We start from the raw sequence: 18,671 nt of genomic DNA on the forward strand, positions 1-18,671 counted from the left end.
CGCGCAACGCATTTGCGCGGGCCATTTTCTGACAGGTGGGACAGGTATGACTCAAACCGTATTCGAGCCGTGGAACGACCCGAACGAAAAACCGCTGATCCAGTTCAAGGGTGTTACCAAGCGGTTCGGCGATTTCACCGCCATCGACAATCAGACCTTCGACATTTTCGAACGTGAGTTCTTTGCCCTTCTCGGCCCCTCGGGCTGTGGCAAGACCACGATGATGCGGATGCTTGCGGGGTTCGAAACGCCCACCGAAGGCACGATCCTGCTGGCCGGGCAGGACATCGCGCCAATTCCCCCCAACAAACGCGCCGTCAACATGATGTTCCAGTCTTATGCTCTGTTCCCGCACCTGTCGGTCTGGGACAACATCGCCTTCGGCCTGAAACGCGACGGCATGGCCCGCGACGCCATCGGCGATCGCGTCGCCGAGATGCTGAAACTCACCCGACTCGAAAAATTCGCCAAGCGCAAACCACACCAGATTTCCGGCGGTCAGCGGCAGCGCGTGGCGCTCGCCCGCAGCCTTGCCAAGGCGCCCAAGCTGCTGTTGCTCGACGAACCCCTGGGCGCGCTCGATGCCAAGCTGCGCCAGGACACCCAGTTCGAACTGATGGACATTCAGGAAAAGACCGGCACCACCTTCGTGATCGTCACCCACGATCAGGAAGAGGCAATGACAGTGGCCAGCCGCGTCGCGGTGATGGATCACGGGCAGATCATTCAGGCCGACACCCCCGCGCGCATCTACGAGAACCCCAATTCCGTCTATGTGGCCGATTTCATCGGCGATGTGACCATCATCGAAGGCACCGCCACCCGGAACGGCGCGGGATACCGGATCGACTTTGCCGAAGGGCAACCCGCCCTCTATGCCGAAACCGATGTCACGCTGACCGACGGACAGCGCGCCTACCTAGCGATCCGGCCCGAAAAAGTCTCTATCACGGCGGAAAAGCCCGAAGACAAACGCAACGCGCTGCACGGCAAGATCCTCGATATCGCTTATCTGGGCAATCTGTCGACCTATCACGTCGAGCTGCCGAACGGTCAGATCGTGCGCGCCCAGACGGCCAACACACGTCGCCTGTCGCGCCGTTCTTTCACATGGGAGGACGAGGTCTGGCTCAGCTGGACCGATACCGCCGCCGTCCTGCTGGAGCGCTGAACGATGCGGCGCGCAACTCTCATCCTGGTCCCCTACCTGTGGCTTCTGGCGCTGTTCCTGGTGCCCTTCATCATCGTCCTGAAAATCAGCCTCAGCGACACGGCGCTGGCCATCCCGCCCTACACCCCAACGCTGGATTTCGGCGCAGGCTGGCAGGGCATCAGGGATTTCTTCTCACAGCTCGATCTTGAAAACTTCGAGTTCCTGACCACCGACGACCTTTACTGGAAAGCCTACCTGTCCTCGGTCAAGATCGCGATCATCGCCACCTTCCTGACCCTGCTGGCGGGCTACCCCATCGCCTACGGCATGGCCAACGCCCCCGATCACTGGCGGCCCACGCTGATGCTGCTGGTGATCCTGCCCTTCTGGACCAGCTTCCTGATCCGCGTCTATTCGTGGATGGGGATTCTCTCGGGCGAGGGATACCTGAACCAGCTCCTGATGTGGCTCGGCCTGATTTCCGAACCGCTGACCATCCTCAACACGCCCATCGCGGTCTATATCGGCATCGTCTACACCTACCTGCCCTTCATGATCCTGCCCATCTATGCCGCACTCGAACGCATGGATGCCTCGCTTCTGGAGGCGGCCGAGGATCTGGGCTGTTCCCGGTTCAAGGCCTTCTGGCTGATCACCATTCCGCTGTCCAAGAACGGCATCATCGCGGGTTGTTTCCTCGTGTTCATCCCGACCATCGGCGAATTCGTGATTCCCTCGCTTCTGGGCGGATCTCGCACCCTGATGATCGGCAAGGTGCTGTGGGAGGAATTCTTCAACAACCGCGACTGGCCGGTGGCCAGTGCCGTGGCGGTGATCCTGCTGCTGATCCTGATCATCCCGATCATCCTGTTCCAGCGCAACGAGCAGAAACAGCGGGAGGCCGAAGGATGAGAACCGTCATGCACCTGAAATCTTCAAAAGATTTCAGCCCGATGTCTTTTCAAGACATCGCCACCCGGAGGGCGCGCGCATGAGACGCTTTACCTGGTTCAACGCCACATCGCTGACCCTCGGCTTTGCCTTTCTCTACCTGCCGATGGTCCTGCTGATCATCTACAGCTTCAATGAATCCAAGCTGGTCACGGTCTGGGCGGGATTTTCCACCAAATGGTATGGCGAACTCCTGCGGAACGAGGCGTTTCTGGACGCCGCATGGGTCACGCTTCAGGTGGCCTTTGTCAGTTCCACCATCGCCACGGTCCTTGGCACCATGGCGGCCTATGTCATGGTCCGCGCGGGCCGTTTCGCGGGGCGCACCCTGTTTTCCGGCATGATCTACGCACCGCTTGTCATGCCCGAGGTGATCACCGGCCTGTCCTTGCTGCTACTGTTCATCGGCATCGGGCTGGACCGTGGCGTGTTCACCATCATCCTCGCCCATACGACCTTTTCGATGTGTTACGTGTCGGTCGTGGTGTCGTCGCGGCTGGTCAGCTTTGATCGCTCGCTGGAAGAGGCCGCTCTCGATCTGGGCTGTTCGCCAATGCAGGCGTTTCGCCTTGTCACCCTGCCCATCATCGCGCCTGCGGTGATTTCCGGCTGGCTGCTGGCCTTTACCCTGTCGCTGGACGATCTGGTGATCGCGTCCTTTACCGCCGGTCCGTCGGCCACCACCCTGCCGATCAAGATCTGGTCGTCGATCCGCCTGGGCGTCAGCCCCGAGATCAACGCATTGTCCACGCTGATGATCGCCGTGGTCGCCGTTGGGGTCATCACCGCCTCGATCGTGACGAAACGTGCGGCCCTGCGACAAGAGGCCGATCAACGCGCCGCCGAACGCGCATGAAACACATCTTTCCCGAGCACACCTATGGCGATGCGCCCCGCGCGCAGTGCTATTGGGGCGATACGGTATCCGATCCCGGCTATCCTGCCGCCTCGGGGCAGATCACCTGCGACGTGGCGGTGATCGGCGCGGGCTTTACCGGCCTTTCCGCCGCCTTGCACCTGGCCGAATCCGGGGCAGATGTGGCCGTGTTAGAGACGAATACGCCCGGCTGGGGCGCCTCGGGGCGCAATGGCGGATTCTGCTGTCTCGGCGGGTTCGGGGCCCCCGACCCGGTGATCGCCAAACTGCACGGCGAAAACGCCCGCGCCGAGGCCCGCCGCGCCGAAATGGCCGCCGTTGAAACCGCCGCGGATCTGATCGAGCGCCACGATTTGCAGGTCGACCGCCACTCGGACGGCGAAACCGTCATGGGCTTCACTCCCAGGTCGCTGGCCGGGTTCGAGGCCGAGTCGAAACGGATCGAGGTCGATCTCGGCATCACGCCGCAAATCATCCCGAACGAAGATCTGGCACAGCACGGCATGTCCGGCCCGTTCCACTGCGGCTTGAGCATTCCGGTAGGATTCGCGCTGAACCCGGCCAAATACGCGCTTGGCCTCGCGCAGGCGGCCAGCGCGCAGGGCGCGCGTATCTTTTCGCGCTCCCCCGTGCAGCGGATCGACCACGGCAATCGCTTTACCCTGCAGACCGACAACGCCCGGATCACCGCCAAACGCCTGATCGTGGCGACCAACGGCTATTCCTCGGACGACCTGCCGCGCTGGATGCGGGCGCGATACCTGCCTGCGCAATCCAATGTGCTGGTCACCCGCACCCTGTCGGACGAAGAGATCGCCGAACAGGGCTGGTCCAGCACCCAGATGGCCTATGACGAACGGTTCTTCCTGCACTATTTCCGCCTGATGCCGAACCGGCGCTTCCTGTTCGGGATGCGCGGCGGGTTGTTCAGCTCTCCAGCGCAGGATGCCCGCATGCACCGCACGATCCGCAGCCATTTCGAGCGGATGTTCCCCGCCTGGGCGCATGTCGATACCCCCTATAGCTGGAACGGGTTGCTCAGCCTCTCGCGCGACATGACGCCCTATGCCGGCCCGATCCCGGAAATACCGGGGGCCTTCACCGCGCTCAGCTATCAGGGCAACGGTGTGGCGATGGCCAGCCACGCGGGGGCGATCCTTGCCGATCTGGCACAGGACAAGACACCGGGCCGCGCCTATCCGGCCATCCTGCGCAAACCGCCCCGGCGCTTTCCCCTGGGCCGTTTGCGGCGCGCATGGCTCTGGCCGCCCTACGCGGTGGCCGCATTGACCGGCGGGTAACAGGCCCTAACCCTGCGGGGTGCGCAACGCACGAGCCTGCCCGCGCTTCAGGCCCAGATGACGCTCGCGCAGGATGATGATGATCCCCGCCGCAATCACCAGCACCGCGCCCAGCAACATCGGTCTGGTCGGCACCTCGTCGAAAATCACGTACCCGATCGCCAGCGCGAACAACATCGAGGCATAATCGAACGGCGCCACCACGCTGGCATCGGCAAAGCGATAGGCAGAGGTCAGGAAAATCTGCGCGATGCCGCCGATCAGCCCCGCGAGGATCAGGTAAACAGTCTCTGTTCCGCCCGGAATCGTCCAGCCAAAGGGAATCGTCAGCAAGGACAACAAGGTCGAGGTGGCCGAGAAATAGAACACGATGGCACTGGTTTGCTCGCTCGCCACCAGCTTGCGGATATAGATCTGCGCCAGCGCCGCACAGGTGGCCCCCATCAGGACCATCACCGCGCCCACGGCCTGCGTGGTCTGCACCGTTTCGCCCGTCAGCGTGCTCAGGCGCGGGGCCAGCACGATCAGAACCCCCACCAGCCCCAGCGCGACCGCCCCGATCCGGAACAGGCCCACCCGCTCGTCCAGGAACATTGCCGCGAACACCACCGTCAGCAGCGGCGCGGTATAGCCCAGCGCCGTGACCTCAGGCAGCGGCAGCAGGCCAAGACCCGCAAACATCAGCCCCATCGCCGCCGTGCCCACGAACCCGCGCCAGAAATGCCCCATAGGCGATGTCACCCGCAGCCCCGTCGCCAGATCCCCGCGCACCGCCAGCCATGTCAGAATCACCGGAATCGCGAACAACGAGCGGAAAAACACCGCCTGCCCCGGCGGGACGGCACCCGACGCCGCCTTGATCAGCGAGGACATGACCACGAACAGGATCACGGAACAAAGTTTGAGGGTAATCCCCTTGAATGGGCTCATCTGCGCGTTTCCTTCCACGCGCATGATTGCGGCGACCCGGCGGGGAAATCAATCCGCTTGCACCACAATCCACCCTTCAACAAGGCGCATAGCTGATTCCGCTCAGGCTGAAACAGTCACTATTCCAGCCTGAACAGACAATCTCAGCTTCCCGGCAACACCCAGTCCGGGCGCGGAAAATGGCAGGTATAGCCCTGCGGAAAGCGCTCCAGGTAATCCTGATGCTCGGGCTCGGCCTCCCAGAAGTCGCCAACGGGCTCGACCTCGGTCACCACTTTTCCGGGCCAGAGCCCCGAGGCTTCGACATCGGCGATGGTCTTCAGCGCCATCTCCTTCTGCGCCTCGTCCACATAATAAATCGCCGAACGATAGGACATCCCCATATCGTTCCCCTGCCGGTTCAGCGTCGTCGGGTCGTGGATCTGGAAAAACACCTCCAGCAACTTGCGGTAACTGATCCTGCCGGGATCGAAGATGATCTCGATCCCCTCGGCATGGGTGCCATGATTGCGATAGGTGGCGTTGGGCACATCCCCGCCGGTGTAACCGACACGGGTGGAAATCACCCCGTCCAGCTTGCGGATCAGGTCCTGCATGCCCCAGAAACAGCCCCCCGCCAGCACGGCACGTTCGCTCATGTCACGTCCTCCACCTGATCCAGATAATCGCCATAGCCCTCGGCCTCCATGTCGTCGCGATGGATAAACCGCAGGCTGGCCGAGTTGATGCAATAGCGCAAACCGCCCCTGTCCTGCGGCCCGTCGGGAAACACATGCCCCAGATGGCTGTCGCCATGGGTGCTGCGCACCTCGGTGCGGACCATGCCGTGACTGTCATCGCGCAGCTCGTTGATATGCGCAGGCTCGATCGGCTTGGTGAAACTGGGCCAGCCACAGCCAGATTCATACTTGTCCGAGGACGCAAACAGCGGCTCCCCCGAGACGATATCCACGTATATCCCCGGCTCCTTGTTCTCAAGATACCGGCCCGTGCCTGGCCGTTCGGTCCCGCTTTCCTGCGTGACCCAGTATTGCTCCGGGTCCAGGGCGGCGACTGCGTCGGGGTCTTTGGTATACCTGGTCATTCTCACGCTCCTGTTCCTGTCCCTTCAAAAGATGGGGCAAAGAGCGGTTGATGAAAGGGGCTCATCCCTCCCAGTCCATCACAACCTTGCCAGAATTGCCCGAAATCATCGCCGCGAACCCCTGCTCGAACGCGTCGATATGAATGCGATGCGTGATCAGGCCAGACACGTCCAGCCCCGACTGCACCAGCGCGATCATCTTGTACCATGTCTCGTACATCTCGCGGCCATAGATGCCCTTGATCTGGAGCATCTTGAAAATCACCGTGTTCCAGTCCACCGGGAATTCCGTCGGCGCGATCCCGAGCAGGGCCAGCTTGCCGCCATTGTTCATCCGCGCGATCATCTGCTGCATCGCCGGGGCCGCGCCCGACATTTCCAGCCCCACGTCGAATCCTTCGGTCATGCCGATCTCGTCCATCACGTCGCGCAGGGTCTCGTTGCCCACATCCACCACATGCTGCACCCCCATCCGGCGCGCCAGATCCAGCCGATAAGGGTTGATGTCGGTGATCACCACCTTGCGCGCGCCCACCTTCTGGGCCACCAGCGCGCCCATGATCCCGATCGGCCCGGCACCCGTCACCAGCACATCCTCACCCACCAGATCAAAGCTCAGCGCCGTATGCACCGCATTGCCCAGCGGATCGAAAATCGCGGCGATTTCGTCGGGGATGTCCTCGGGGATCGGCACCACGTTACTTTCCGGGATGCACAGGTACTCGGCAAAGGCTCCGGGGCGATTCACGCCCACGCCTTTAGTATTGCGGCACAGATGCCCCCGGCCGGCGCGGCAATTCCGGCAGGTGCCACACACGATATGCCCCTCGCCCGATACACGCTGCCCGATACGATAGGTCCGGGCCGCCGCACCCATATCCACGATCTCACCGACGAATTCGTGGCCCACGACCATCGGCACAGGCACCGTTTTCGCGCTGAATTCGTCCCACTTCCAGATATGCACGTCAGTGCCGCAAATCGCGGTTTTCTTTATCTTGATCAGCACATCGTTCGGCCCCGGTTCGGGCACCGGCACGTTCTGCATCCACAGCCCCTCTTCGGGCCGCGCCTTGACCAGCGCCTTCATCTCGTTCGTCATCGGATCACCCCTAGGTCTCGACCGACCGTTTCAAAGGCATCAATCGCCCGGTCCAGCATCGCGCGATCATGCGCCGCGCTCATCTGCGTGCGGATGCGGTCCTGATCCTTCGGCACCACCGGAAAGCTGAAAGCAGAGACAAACACACCGTGATTGTCCAGATTCGCCGCCATGGCCTGCGCCAGCTTGGGGTCCCGCAACATCACCGGAATGATCGCATGATCGCCGGGCAACAGCTCGAACCCCAGCGCGCCCATGCGTTCACGAAAATAACCCGCGTTGTCCCAGATACGGGCGCGGCGTTCGGCCCCGTCCTCCATCATTTCGAACACCTTCAGCGACGCCGCCGCGATCACCGGCGCCAGCGTGTTGGAAAACAGATAGGGGCGCGAGCGTTGCCGCAACCAGTCCACCACCGGCCCACTGGCCACCGTATACCCGCCCGAAGCCCCGCCCAGCGCCTTGCCCAGCGTCCCGGTCAGAATATCCACCCGGTCCATGACCCCGAATTTCTCCGGCGTGCCCCGGCCCGTATCGCCCACGAACCCCGTGGCATGGCAATCATCCACCATCACCATCGCATCGTAACGGTCCGCCAGATCGCAAATCTCGTCCAGCCTGGCGTAATAGCCATCCATCGAAAACACGCCATCCGTGGCGATCAGGCGATGCCGCGCCCCCTGCGCGGCCTGCAAACACTGCTCCAGATCGGCCATGTCGGAATTGGCGTAGCGATGCCGCTGCGCCTTGCACAGGCGCACCCCGTCGATGATGCTGGCATGGTTCAGCGCATCGGAAATGATCGCGTCCTCGGGGCCGAGAATCGTCTCGAACAAACCGGCATTCGCATCGAAACAGCTTGGATACAGGATGCAATCCTCTTTTCCCAGAAACCGCGCGATCACGCCTTCCAGAGCCTTGTGCTCTTCCTGCGTCCCACAAATGAAGCGCACGCTCGCCATGCCGAACCCGTAGCGGTCCAGCGCCTCGTGCGCGGCGGCGGTGATCTCGGGGTTGTCGGCCAGCCCAAGGTAATTGTTGGCGCACAGGTTGATCACCTCGCGCCCGTCCTCCAGCGCGACCTTCCCCGCCTGTTTGCTGGTGATCACCCGTTCGGATTTATACAACCCCTCGTCGCGCAGCCCTTCAAGGCGTCCGGCAATATCCTCGTCAAAACGGTCTCTTGCACTCATCTGCCTTGTCCTTTCCCTGTTGTCGGTCAGACAGCGACGCGCGGCCTCCCTGTCGCCTCGACCGTGATTTCGGCCTCCAGAAACACCTCGCGCCCTTCGGCCTGTGCGCTGCGCAGGTCTCGGGCGGCGTGGGTGTGTATATCCTCGGCCCCCGCCGCCTCGGCCTCGGCCCGTGCCTCGGCTGTCAGCGCGTTTTGCAAGGCCACCATCGCCGCCTCGGCGTCTGAATGATCCTCCGGCCCGGTTTCCAGATGCACCCGGTATTTCCCTTCCGCCGGGCAGGTCACCGTACCGCTGCGCCGGATCGTAACACGACCCACCACCGCACCGATAGCATTGGCCACACCCGCATGTTCGGGCAAAACCATCCGGCAGCTCAGGCGCTGCCCCACCGCCGGGTAATAGGACGGGGCCGAGGCCCCAAGCCCCACCACCGGCACGTTCAGCCCGCTTTCGATACGCACCAGCCCCTTGTGATGGGCCAGTCCGCGCTGCATCAGAACATGACGCGCCAGGTCTTCGAGGGAGTGCCCGAACTCATAGGCATCTTCGGCAAAAGCAGTCTCTAACAAGGCCAGGGACGTTTGGTGCGTCAACTGATCGACGATCATCTGCGCCAGTGCTTTCGGGGCGGGACACAGCATGTTGCCGCTGCCCGTGCGCCGCCGCCCCACCAGTTCCAGCGCCTTGCGCGCCGCCGGGGCATCCCAATCCTTCAGGCGGCCCAAAACATGGCTGGCATCCGAAGGCGTGACCCCGGCCAACTGCACCAGCCCCCGCGCGATCAACCGTTTCAGCGCCTGCCCCTCCAGCCGGGTTTTCAGTATCTTCCCGGTCGGATGCACCTGATCGCCGATCCGCTGCAACAAGCTCTGTTCCCGCTCGGGCAGGCCATCGGCCTCCAGCCCCGGCACGGCCCGCACGAAACGCGCGTCATGCTCATTCGGCACGGTGCGGCGCAACTGATCGTCCAGCGCGGCATGAACCACCTCGGGCGCTTCCGACGCGATCAGGCTGACCGGAATCAACCGCCGCGGCCCCAGCGACACACCCCCATGCAGGCCCTCTTCCAGAACATGCACTTCGCTGTCACCACCCAGCCCCGTGGTGCGCATCGCCACCGCCTCGACCATCGTGCGCCACGGCCCCACCTTGGCGCCCGCCGGGTCGATCATCGGGCGCCCATCGCGCAAAACGGCCACGTCCGTCGTCGTGCCACCGATATCCGAAACCAATGCCTCATCCGCCCCGGTCAGCCACCGCGCGCCCACGATACTGGCTGCCGGACCGCTCAGGATGGTCTCGATGGGCCGCTCGCGCGCCTGGTCGGCAGACACCAGCGCACCGTCGCCGCGCACCACCATCAGCGGCGCATGAATCCCGAGGCGTTCCAGCGTGTCCTCGGCCCGGTCGATCAACCGGGCGATCATCCCGATCAGCCGCGCGTTCAACAGCGCCGTCAGCGCTCGCTTCGGGCCGTTCAGCCTGGCCGACAGGTGATGCGAACAGGATACGGGCCGCCCGGTAACCTCCTGCACGATCCCGGCCGCACGCAGTTCATGCGCCGGGTTGCGCGTGGCGAACTGCGCCGCCACGGCATAGGCGGAAACGCCTGAATTCGTCTCTAACCATGCCCGAAGCGCGGTTTCATCCAGCGCCACACGCTCGGCACCGGCATGGCTGTGCCCGCCCGCGATCGCCACCGCCGGATCGCCCGCCAGCACCTCGCCCAGCCCTTGACCGTCGATATCCTGCTCGCGAAACCCGATATAGATCAGCCCCGCGCGTCCGCCCTGCCCCTCGACCAGCGCATTGGTCGCCAGCGTCGTCGAAAGCGAGGCCAGTCCGATCTGCCCGCGATCCGCGCCGCTTTGCTCCAGCACGGCGGAAATCGCCCGCTCGATCCCGATGGCCAGATCGTGCCGCGTGGTCAAAGCCTTGGCCTTGGCCACGACCTCGGTTTCGTTGCGGATCAGAACCGCATCCGTATAGGTGCCACCCGTATCGACCCCCAAAAGCAACGCCATCTCGCCCGCTCCTTAACCCGTTCGCAAGCGGTGTAGCGGGTTTTGCGGATCAATCCATCCCGTTTGCGGCATGGCGCAGTCGCAACACAGCCCAGCGCGCCGCATCCGCCACCGTTTCATCCGCGTCCTCGCACAGCCCCAGCGCCACGTCGCTCAGCATCGGATCGCCGGAATTCCCGATGGCATACAGCACGTTGCGCACGAACCGATCCCGCCCGATCCGCTTGATCGGGCTGCCGGAAAACCGCGCCCGGAACCCGGCATCGTCCAGCACCGCCAACTCGGCAAGCTTCGGCGCGATCAGATCCTCGCGCGCATGATATTTCACCTCACGCGCCGCCACGGCAAACTTGTTCCACGGACAGGCCGCCAGACAATCGTCGCAGCCATAAATCCGGTTGCCCATCCGCGCGCGCAGATCTTCGTCCACCGGGCCTTTGTGTTCGATCGTCAGATAGGAAATGCACCGCCGCGCATCCAACTGATAGGGCGCGGGAAAGGCATCGGTCGGGCAAGCGTCCAGACAGGCCCGGCACGACCCGCAATGGTCGATTTCCGCCGGATCGGTCTCTAAATCCAGCGTGGTGAAAATCGACCCGATGAAAAACCAGCTGCCCAGGTCGCGGCTGACCAGATTGGTGTGCTTGCCCTGCCAGCCCAGCCCGGCGGCCTGCCCCAGCGGCTTTTCCGGCACCGGCGCGGTATCCACAAAGACCTTCACCTCGCCTCCGGCTTCGGCGATCAGCCACCGCGCCAACCGCTTCAGCCGCTTTTTCAAAACATCATGATAATCGCGGTTTCGCGCATAAACAGAGACTGTTCCGACATCCCCGTGCGCCAATGTCGCCGTCGGATCGTCCTCGGGCGTATAGCTTTCGCCAAGCATCAGGATGCTGCGCGCCTCGGGCCACAGGGCATGCGGATCGCCCCGCCAATGGCTCCGCTCGGCCAGCCACCCCATCTGCCCGTGATACGCCTTGCCCAGAAACGCCGCCAGCCGGTCGGGCACATGCCCCACATCCCAGGGCCGGCACACCCGCGCCAGATCGAACCCTTCCTCCAGGGCCTGTGCCACCAACTTGTCTTTCAAGCTGCCCATGGCTTCTTCTTGCTCAAAATATCCTGGGGGGAGGCCGCAGGCCGGGGGGCAAAGCCCCCAACTCAGAAATCCAGATCGGCATAATGCGCCGGCGGCGGGAATCCGGGCACCTGATCGGCCAGAATGCCCCGGAATGCGGGCCGCGACTTGATCTTGGCATACCAGTCCTTGACCGCCTCGCTGCGGTTCCAGTCCACGTCGCTGATATAATCCAGCGCGCTCAGATGCGCGGCGGCGGCGAAATCGGCCAGGGTCATGACATCCCCCGCCAGCCAGCGCCGCCGGTCCAGCAACCACGCCATGTAATCCAGATGATATTTGATCGCCCGCGCCCCGGCCTTGACGTTTGTACTGTCGGGAAAGCCCTGTTTCATCACCTTCTTGTTCACCCGCTCATACAGCAGCTTCGAGGTGACTTCGGAATGGAACTTGTCGTCGAACCACGCCACAAGACGGCGCACCTCGTATCGCGCCTCGGCGCTTTTGGGCATCAGCGACGGTTCGGGATATTTCTCTTCCAGATACTCGCAGATCGCGGTGCTTTCGGCCATGGTCTGCCCGTCGATCTTCAGCACCGGCACCTTGCCCGCCGGGTTGCGCCGCAGGAAATCCGGGTCTTTTTCCCAGTACCGTTCCTCGGTCAGTTCGCATTCGATCTTCTTTTCCGCAAGGCTCAGCCGCACCTTGCGGCAGAACGGTGACAACGGAACGTGATAGAGCTTGGCCATGATCAAATCAAACCTTGGTCGAATGGTCGGGATGCCCCCTCCATGCCGTGAATGGGCACGGTTTTCAATCCTCGAAACAGCCTGAACGCCCGTCCCGGCGGATGGTGGCCGCACCGTCCATGATCGACGCCGCCCGTTTACGCAGCCATCCTCCGGGTTTCGCGGCCGAGCGATCCTTGGGGTCCGGCAACACCGCGGCCAGCCGCGCGGCCTGCATCGCGCTCAAGTCCTCGGGGCCAACACCGAAGTAATGGCGCGCGGCGGCCTCGACGCCGAAAATGCCCTCGTCGAACTCGGCCACGTTCAGGTAAACCTCGATGATCCGGCGCTTGGTCCACAGCCCCTCGACAACCGGGGTGATCGCGGCCTCCAGCGCCTTGCGCAGCCAGCTGCGCCCGTGCCACAGATAGACGTTCTTGACCGTTTGCTGACTCAGGGTCGAGGCCCCCCGCCCGCCGCCGTCCTCGATGGCGGTGCGGATCGCGGCCATGTCGAACCCCCAGTGCAGGCAGAAATTCGCATCCTCCGCCGCCACGACAGACCGCGCCATCACCGGCGCAACCTCGTCCAGCGGCACCCATTGATAGTCTATTCCGCCCAAACGGCGCGCTTCCTGCCCCATGTAAAAGGTTTGAGGCGGGGTCAGCACACGATGCGCCGCCACCGTACCCACGACCACCACGATCACGATCAGGCAAAACCGGATCGTCCAGCGACGCACCCAGCGTACCGGCTGAAATCGGCGCGGCTCGGGCGCGGTTTTCTTGGTCTTGCGTTTGGCCATTGCCGCCCAGCTATAGCGCCCGGTCAGGACGTTGCAAATCCCGCGTTTGCATCATTCTTCTGCCACCTTACGGACAGGCCTGTCCGCCATCTGTTTTTCATAGGCATTGCGAAACATACCCCCGAGATCCTCGACCGTGCGGCGCACCCGCGCGCCGCGCCCGGCTATGGCATCCTGCGCCAACCGCACAAGATATCCCCGCTCTTTCAGGGTTTCGCTGACCCGGTGCCCGAAGCCCGGCAAAATGAAATGCGCCACCCCACGTGTTTTGGGAAAACGTAGCGCATGTTCCAGTTCACCGGGGCCATCGCCATGCAAAATGAAATACTTCGTCTGCGCCGAATCCAGGTTTTCGACCCTGTCAAAGCGGAATTCTCGAATTCTCGACCGGAAGAACCTCCATCGGTCCTCCTCTGGGACAACCTTTGGATTGGCCGAATATTGCGGGGTCATCGCAAGAACCGAGTCAAATCGCGTCAACCGCGACAAATGTAACAGCATGGTCGCCCCCATCGAATCGCCAATTCCGGCGATCCGGGTCACACCCGCCTTCTTGGCAGCATCTTCGACGGTACGGACGATGGTTTCCGCCATCCCCGGCGCATTCAGCCAGCTCCGGCTTTGGTCTGTGATGAATAATGCCGGATTCTTGCCTCCGGCTGTAGCGATTTTCACGAATTCCGGGGGTGGCGGCGAATGTCGTTTTTTGCCCACGCTGGAACAACTGACAACAAGTGTTCCGGTCTCACCCGCTGTCCGGAATATACGCAACGGCGGTTCAATCACCAAATCCTGTAACTCTAACTGCATCGGGCCCTCTTTCGCACCTTGACTGAAGTCTTAGCGCAAAAAAGGGCCCGATGGGAAAGGCAAGGATGCCCGCCCCGCGATTATTCCGCGGGAATGGCGCTGTCTTCGATGCCCAGCGGATGGCGCAGCTTGTTCAGCATCTCCGTGGGGCAGACCTGAACGAAATTGGCCTTTTCCAGATCCCAGTATTGCAGCAGGTCCTGCGCCTTGCGGCTGCCGGTTTCGTCGGCATGACGGCGCACCAGCGATTCCAGTTCGGCCAGCCAATAGTCTTGCGTGACAGGGCAGGTGACCAGCGATTCCATGTTGATCAGCTTTTCTGTCGCGCCGTCGGGATCGTACAGATAAGCCATGCCGCCCGTCATGCCTGCCCCGAAATTGGCCCCGATGCTGCCAAGGATCACGGCAACACCGCCGGTCATGTATTCGCACCCGTTGCTGCCGCACCCTTCGACCACCACCTTGGCGCCCGAGTTGCGCACCGCAAACCGCTCACCGGCGCGTCCGGCGGCAAACAGGTAGCCATCGGTCGCACCATAAAGAACGGTATTGCCGATGATCGTGTTCTCGGCGGCCACCAGCGGGCTTTGCTGCTGCGGGCGCACCACGATGGTGCCCCCCGACAGGCCCTTGCCGACATAGTCATTGGCATCGCCCGACACTTCCAGCTTCAGCCCCGGCGCGGCGAACGCCCCAAGGCTCTGCCCCGCGCTGCCCGTCAGCTTGACGGTCAGGTGATCGGGCTGCAGGCTGTTGCGCATCCCGAAATTGCGCACGATGTGGCTCGAAACCCGCGTTCCGACCGTCCGATGCGTGTTCTGCACCGCGTAATGCAGTTGCATCTTTTCGCCTTCGTTCAGGAACCGCTGCGCATCGCGCACGATCTCCGCATCCAGCGTATCGGGCACCGGGTTGCGCGGGCGCTCGCGGTCATAGCGCGCATTCTTCGCGCCATCCACCGTGATCAGCATCGGGTTCAGGTCCAGATCGTCCAGATGCGCACTGCCCCGGCTGACCTGCGTCAGCAGATCGGCCCGCCCGATCACTTCGTCCAGCGACCGCGCACCGATGCTGGCCAGCAGCTCGCGCACTTCCTGCGCGTAGAAGGTGATCAGGTTCACCACCTTGTCGGCATTGCCCGTGAACTTGGCACGCAGCGCCTCGTCCTGCGTGCAGACACCGACGGGGCAGGTGTTGCTCTGACACTGGCGCACCATGATGCAGCCCATGGCGATCAGCGCGGCGGTGCCGATGCCGTATTCCTCGGCCCCCATCATCGCCGCCATGACGATATCGCGCCCGGTGCGCAGCCCGCCATCGGTGCGCAATGTCACCCGGTCGCGCAGCTTGTTCATGCTCAGCACCTGATGCGCCTCGGTCAGGCCCATTTCCCACGGCAGGCCGGCATACTTGATGCTGGTCGCCGGGCTGGCCCCGGTGCCGCCATTATGCCCCGAGATCAGGATCACGTCCGCCTTGGCCTTGGCCACCCCGGCGGCAATCGTGCCCACGCCCGACTGCGCCACCAGCTTGACCGTGACCTTCACGATCGGGTTGATCTGCTTGAGGTCATAGATCAGCTGCGCCAGATCCTCGATCGAGTAGATATCGTGGTGCGGCGGCGGCGAGATCAGCGTCACACCCGGCGTCGAATGGCGCAGCCGCGCGATCAGGTCGGTCACCTTCATCCCCGGCAACTGCCCGCCCTCACCGGGCTTGGCGCCCTGCGCCACCTTGATCTCAAGCTCTTCGCACTGGTTCAGGTATTCAGCCGTCACGCCAAACCGCCCCGAGGCCACCTGCTTGATCTTGGCCGACGGGTTATCGCCATTCGGCTCGGGCACGAAATGCGCCGGGTCTTCGCCGCCCTCGCCCGAATCCGAGCGCGCCCCGATCCGGTTCATCGCCACGTTCAACGTCTTGTGCGCCTCGGGGCTGAGCGCGCCAAGCGACATCCCCGGCGTCACGAACCGCTTGCGGATCGCGGTCACGCTTTCCACCTCTTCCAGAGGAATCGCCTCGCCCAGCGGCTTGATCGCCATCAGGTCGCGCAGATGGATCGGCGGATTGGCCTGCATCGCCTTGGAATACTGCTGCCACAGCGCATAAGACGCCCGGTTGCACGCCATCTGCATCAGGTGCATCGTCTGCGCGCCCCAGGCGTGGCTCTCGCCCGATTTGCGCATCTTGTAGAAACCACCGATCGGCAGCACATCCTTGCCCCCGGCAAAGGCATCGCCGTGAATCTCTTCCAGCTTGGCCTGAATACCGCTCACACCGATGCCGCTGATCCGGCTGGTCAGACCGGGGAAATACTCGTTGCACATCGCCCGACTCAGGCCCACGGCCTCGAAATTCACACCGCCGCGATAGGACGAGATCACGCTGATCCCCATCTTCGACATGATCTTCAGCAGACCCTGATCAATCGCCTCGCGATAGCGCGCGATATTCTCGGTCAGGCTGCCATCCAGCAGGCCGCGCTCGATCCGGTCGGCAATCGTGTCCTCGGCCAGATAGGCATTGACCACGGTCGCCCCGGCCCCGATCAGAACGGCGAAATAATGCGGGTCGATACATTCGGCCGCGCGCACGTTCAGCGAACAGAAGGTGCGCAGGCCCTTGCGCGTCAGATGCGAATGCACCGCACTGGTGGCCAGGATCATCGGCATGCCGATGCACCCCTCGCCCAGCTTGTGATCGCTCAGCACCAGATGTCCGGCGCCGCTGCGCACGGCATCTTCGGCCTCGGCGCGGATACGCTCCAGCCCGGCCTGCAACGCGCCCGCCCCGGCCTCGAAGGTACAGTCGATCTCGGTCACGTCGCCATCGAACTGGCGCATCAGCTCGTCCCACTGGGCATTGCCCAGGAACGGGCTTTCCAGCACCACGATTTCCGTCTGCTGGCTGGATTCGTCCAGCACGTTCTTCAGGTTCCCGAACCGCGTTTTCAGGCTCATCACCCGGTATTCGCGCAGGCTGTCGATCGGCGGGTTCGTCACCTGGCTAAAGTTCTGGCGGAAGAAATGGCTCAGCGGGCGGTATTTCTTGGACAGAACGGCACTGGGCGTATCGTCACCCATGCTGGCAATCGCCTCTTTGCCGTCTTCGGCCATCGGGGCCAGAATCGTCTCGATTTCCTCCACCGAATAGCCGGCGGCAATCTGACGGCGGCGCAGGTCATCCCCCGTGAACAGGGGCGTTTCCGAGACACCGGCCAGCACCTCGTCGAGATCGTTGATCTTGCCGACCCATTCGCCGAACGGCTGGGCATGGGCCATTTTGTCCTTGATCTCGGTGTCGTGATACAGCTTGCCCTCGGCCATATCCACGGCCAGCAACTGCCCCGGACCCAGCGCGCCCTTTTCCTTGACCGTCGCTTCGTCCACCGGCACCATCCCGGCCTCGGACCCGGCAATCACCAGCCCGTCGCCGGTCACCACATAACGCATCGGGCGCAGCCCGTTCCGGTCCAGTCCGGCACAGACCCAACGGCCATCGGTCATCGCCAGAGCGGCAGGGCCGTCCCACGGCTCCATCACCGAGTTGCAGTAGGAATACATGTCGCGCCACGCGACCGGCAGTTCCTCGGCCTGCTTCGACCAGCTTTCAGGCACCAGCATCGTCTTGGCCATCGGCGCATTGCGCCCCGCGCGCACCAGCACCTCAAACACCGAGTCCAGCGCCGCCGAATCCGACGATCCGCCGGGGATGATCGGCTTGATATCCTCGGCCAGGTCGCCAAAGGCGCTGCTGGCCATGCGGATTTCATGGCTTTTCATCCAGTTGACGTTGCCCTTCAGCGTGTTGATCTCGCCGTTATGCGCCAACATGCGGAACGGCTGCGCCAGCCACCACTGCGGAAAGGTGTTGGTCGAATAGCGCTGGTGATAGATCGCAAAGGCCGATTTGAAGCGCTCGTCCTCGAGATCGGGATAGAACACCGCCACCTGTTCGGCCAGCATCATGCCCTTGTAGATGATCGACCGGCAGGACAGCGATGCGATATACATCTCGTTGATATTCTGCGCCGCGGCCGCCTTTTCGATCCGGCGGCGGATCACGTAAAGTTCCCGCTCAAAGGTCTCTTCGTCGATCCCCTTTGCGTTAGAAATCAGGATCTGCTCGATCTCCGGGCGCGTGGCGTTGGCCTTTTCACCAAGGCAACTGATATCGACCGGCACATGTCGCCAGCCATAGATCGAATGCCCCATGCGCAGCACTTCGGTTTCCACGATGGTCCGGCAGGCCTCTTGCGCGCCAAAATTGGTGCGCGGCAGGAACACCTGCCCGACGGCCATCAACTGATCTTCGCGCGGCTCGTGGCCGGTGCGGCGAATCTGATCGTAGAAGAACGGCACCGGAATCTGCACGTGAATGCCCGCACCATCGCCCGTCTTGCCATCGGCATCCACCGCCCCGCGGTGCCAGATCGCTTTCAACGCGTCGATCCCCGCTTCGACCACCTTGCGGCTCGGCTTGCCGTCAATCGAAACGACCAGACCCACCCCGCACGAGGAATGCTCTTCCTCTTCGCTGTACATGCCGTTTTCGGCCAGCCACTTGCGCTTGGCCTCTTGGTCGGCCTTCCAGTTAAGATCCAGTTTCGTCATCGTTCTTAACCCTTCCTTT

General features: G+C 63.0%; 15 protein-coding genes. 4 read left to right on the plus strand and 11 right to left on the minus strand.

Annotated features, from left to right (window positions below):
• Window positions 1–46: 46 nt before the first annotated feature.
• From KPG71_RS10460 to KPG71_RS10475, 4 genes are all read left to right on the plus strand, one after another.
• Window positions 47–1,171 (plus strand): ABC transporter ATP-binding protein, encoded by a 1,125-nt coding sequence (locus KPG71_RS10460; protein WP_216338032.1) that lies wholly within the window; start codon window positions 47–49, stop codon window positions 1,169–1,171.
• 3 nt (window positions 1,172–1,174) lie between these two features.
• Window positions 1,175–2,065, plus strand: a complete 891-nt coding sequence (locus tag KPG71_RS10465) for an ABC transporter permease subunit (protein WP_216338033.1) — start codon at window positions 1,175–1,177, stop codon at window positions 2,063–2,065.
• A 79-nt stretch (window positions 2,066–2,144) separates the two neighbouring features.
• The gene (locus KPG71_RS10470; RefSeq protein ID WP_216338034.1) at window positions 2,145–2,960 is read left to right on the plus strand and encodes an ABC transporter permease; all 816 of its coding nucleotides are present in this window, start codon (window positions 2,145–2,147) and stop codon (window positions 2,958–2,960) included.
• Entirely contained in the window at window positions 2,957–4,282 is a 1,326-nt protein-coding gene (locus KPG71_RS10475; protein WP_216338035.1) for an FAD-binding oxidoreductase, read from the plus strand. Before KPG71_RS10470 ends, KPG71_RS10475 begins: the two co-directional genes overlap by 4 nt.
• A gap of 6 nt (window positions 4,283–4,288) precedes the next feature.
• Here the strand turns inward: KPG71_RS10475 and KPG71_RS10480 are convergent, their stop codons facing one another.
• The 11 genes from KPG71_RS10480 to gltB all read right to left on the minus strand — a co-directional run bounded on the left by KPG71_RS10480 (window position 4,289) and on the right by gltB (window position 18,652).
• Complete coding sequence (locus KPG71_RS10480) at window positions 4,289–5,212, minus strand: DMT family transporter (RefSeq protein ID WP_216338036.1); 924 nt, start codon at window positions 5,210–5,212, stop codon at window positions 4,289–4,291.
• Window positions 5,213–5,355: 143 nt separating this feature from the next.
• Entirely contained in the window at window positions 5,356–5,850 is a 495-nt protein-coding gene (gene msrA, locus KPG71_RS10485; protein WP_216338037.1) for a peptide-methionine (S)-S-oxide reductase MsrA, read from the minus strand.
• On the minus strand, window positions 5,847–6,296 hold the full coding sequence (msrB, locus tag KPG71_RS10490; protein WP_216338038.1) for a peptide-methionine (R)-S-oxide reductase MsrB: 450 nt from the start codon (window positions 6,294–6,296) through the stop codon (window positions 5,847–5,849). Before msrB ends, msrA begins: the two co-directional genes overlap by 4 nt.
• A gap of 61 nt (window positions 6,297–6,357) precedes the next feature.
• Window positions 6,358–7,386 carry an L-threonine 3-dehydrogenase gene (gene tdh, locus KPG71_RS10495; RefSeq protein WP_200797802.1) on the minus strand — a complete coding sequence of 343 codons (1,029 nt, stop codon included), beginning with the start codon at window positions 7,384–7,386 and terminating at the stop codon, window positions 6,358–6,360.
• Between the two features lie 8 nt (window positions 7,387–7,394).
• Window positions 7,395–8,591 carry a glycine C-acetyltransferase gene (locus tag KPG71_RS10500; RefSeq protein WP_216338039.1) on the minus strand — a complete coding sequence of 399 codons (1,197 nt, stop codon included), beginning with the start codon at window positions 8,589–8,591 and terminating at the stop codon, window positions 7,395–7,397.
• A gap of 26 nt (window positions 8,592–8,617) precedes the next feature.
• Window positions 8,618–10,618: a hydantoinase/oxoprolinase N-terminal domain-containing protein gene (locus tag KPG71_RS10505; protein WP_216338040.1), complete on the minus strand. Its 2,001-nt coding sequence runs from the start codon at window positions 10,616–10,618 to the stop codon at window positions 8,618–8,620.
• A gap of 49 nt (window positions 10,619–10,667) precedes the next feature.
• Window positions 10,668–11,717 (minus strand): tRNA epoxyqueuosine(34) reductase QueG, encoded by a 1,050-nt coding sequence (queG, locus tag KPG71_RS10510; protein ID WP_216338041.1) that lies wholly within the window; start codon window positions 11,715–11,717, stop codon window positions 10,668–10,670.
• Window positions 11,718–11,779: 62 nt separating this feature from the next.
• On the minus strand, window positions 11,780–12,445 hold the full coding sequence (locus tag KPG71_RS10515; RefSeq protein ID WP_073035124.1) for a glutathione S-transferase family protein: 666 nt from the start codon (window positions 12,443–12,445) through the stop codon (window positions 11,780–11,782).
• Between the two features lie 64 nt (window positions 12,446–12,509).
• Window positions 12,510–13,229, minus strand: coding sequence for a monofunctional biosynthetic peptidoglycan transglycosylase (gene mtgA, locus KPG71_RS10520; RefSeq protein WP_216338042.1), 720 nt, complete (start codon window positions 13,227–13,229; stop codon window positions 12,510–12,512).
• 51 nt (window positions 13,230–13,280) lie between these two features.
• On the minus strand, window positions 13,281–14,015 hold the full coding sequence (locus KPG71_RS10525; RefSeq protein ID WP_216338043.1) for a hypothetical protein: 735 nt from the start codon (window positions 14,013–14,015) through the stop codon (window positions 13,281–13,283).
• 104 nt (window positions 14,016–14,119) lie between these two features.
• Entirely contained in the window at window positions 14,120–18,652 is a 4,533-nt protein-coding gene (gltB, locus tag KPG71_RS10530) for a glutamate synthase large subunit (protein WP_216338044.1), read from the minus strand.
• Window positions 18,653–18,671 lie beyond the last annotated feature (19 nt).

The sequence above is a fragment of the Roseovarius sp. PS-C2 genome, from assembly GCF_018862045.1.
Lineage (GTDB): Bacteria > Pseudomonadota > Alphaproteobacteria > Rhodobacterales > Rhodobacteraceae > Roseovarius.

Bases quoted from the DNA above. Each gene is read 5' to 3' on its own strand.
- KPG71_RS10460 (WP_216338032.1), top strand. From the start codon at position 47: ATGACTCAAACCGTATTCGAGCCGTGGAACGACCCGAACGAAAAACCG.
- KPG71_RS10465 (WP_216338033.1), top strand. From the start codon at position 1,175: ATGCGGCGCGCAACTCTCATCCTGGTCCCCTACCTGTGGCTTCTGGCG.
- KPG71_RS10470 (WP_216338034.1), top strand. From the start codon at position 2,145: ATGAGACGCTTTACCTGGTTCAACGCCACATCGCTGACCCTCGGCTTT.
- KPG71_RS10475 (WP_216338035.1), top strand. From the start codon at position 2,957: ATGAAACACATCTTTCCCGAGCACACCTATGGCGATGCGCCCCGCGCG.
- KPG71_RS10480 (WP_216338036.1), bottom strand. From the start codon at position 5,212: ATGAGCCCATTCAAGGGGATTACCCTCAAACTTTGTTCCGTGATCCTG.
- msrA (WP_216338037.1), bottom strand. From the start codon at position 5,850: ATGAGCGAACGTGCCGTGCTGGCGGGGGGCTGTTTCTGGGGCATGCAG.
- msrB (WP_216338038.1), bottom strand. From the start codon at position 6,296: ATGACCAGGTATACCAAAGACCCCGACGCAGTCGCCGCCCTGGACCCG.
- tdh (WP_200797802.1), bottom strand. From the start codon at position 7,386: ATGAAGGCGCTGGTCAAGGCGCGGCCCGAAGAGGGGCTGTGGATGCAG.
- KPG71_RS10500 (WP_216338039.1), bottom strand. From the start codon at position 8,591: ATGAGTGCAAGAGACCGTTTTGACGAGGATATTGCCGGACGCCTTGAA.
- KPG71_RS10505 (WP_216338040.1), bottom strand. From the start codon at position 10,618: ATGGCGTTGCTTTTGGGGGTCGATACGGGTGGCACCTATACGGATGCG.
- queG (WP_216338041.1), bottom strand. From the start codon at position 11,717: ATGGGCAGCTTGAAAGACAAGTTGGTGGCACAGGCCCTGGAGGAAGGG.
- KPG71_RS10515 (WP_073035124.1), bottom strand. From the start codon at position 12,445: ATGGCCAAGCTCTATCACGTTCCGTTGTCACCGTTCTGCCGCAAGGTG.
- mtgA (WP_216338042.1), bottom strand. From the start codon at position 13,229: ATGGCCAAACGCAAGACCAAGAAAACCGCGCCCGAGCCGCGCCGATTT.
- gltB (WP_216338044.1), bottom strand. From the start codon at position 18,652: ATGACGAAACTGGATCTTAACTGGAAGGCCGACCAAGAGGCCAAGCGC.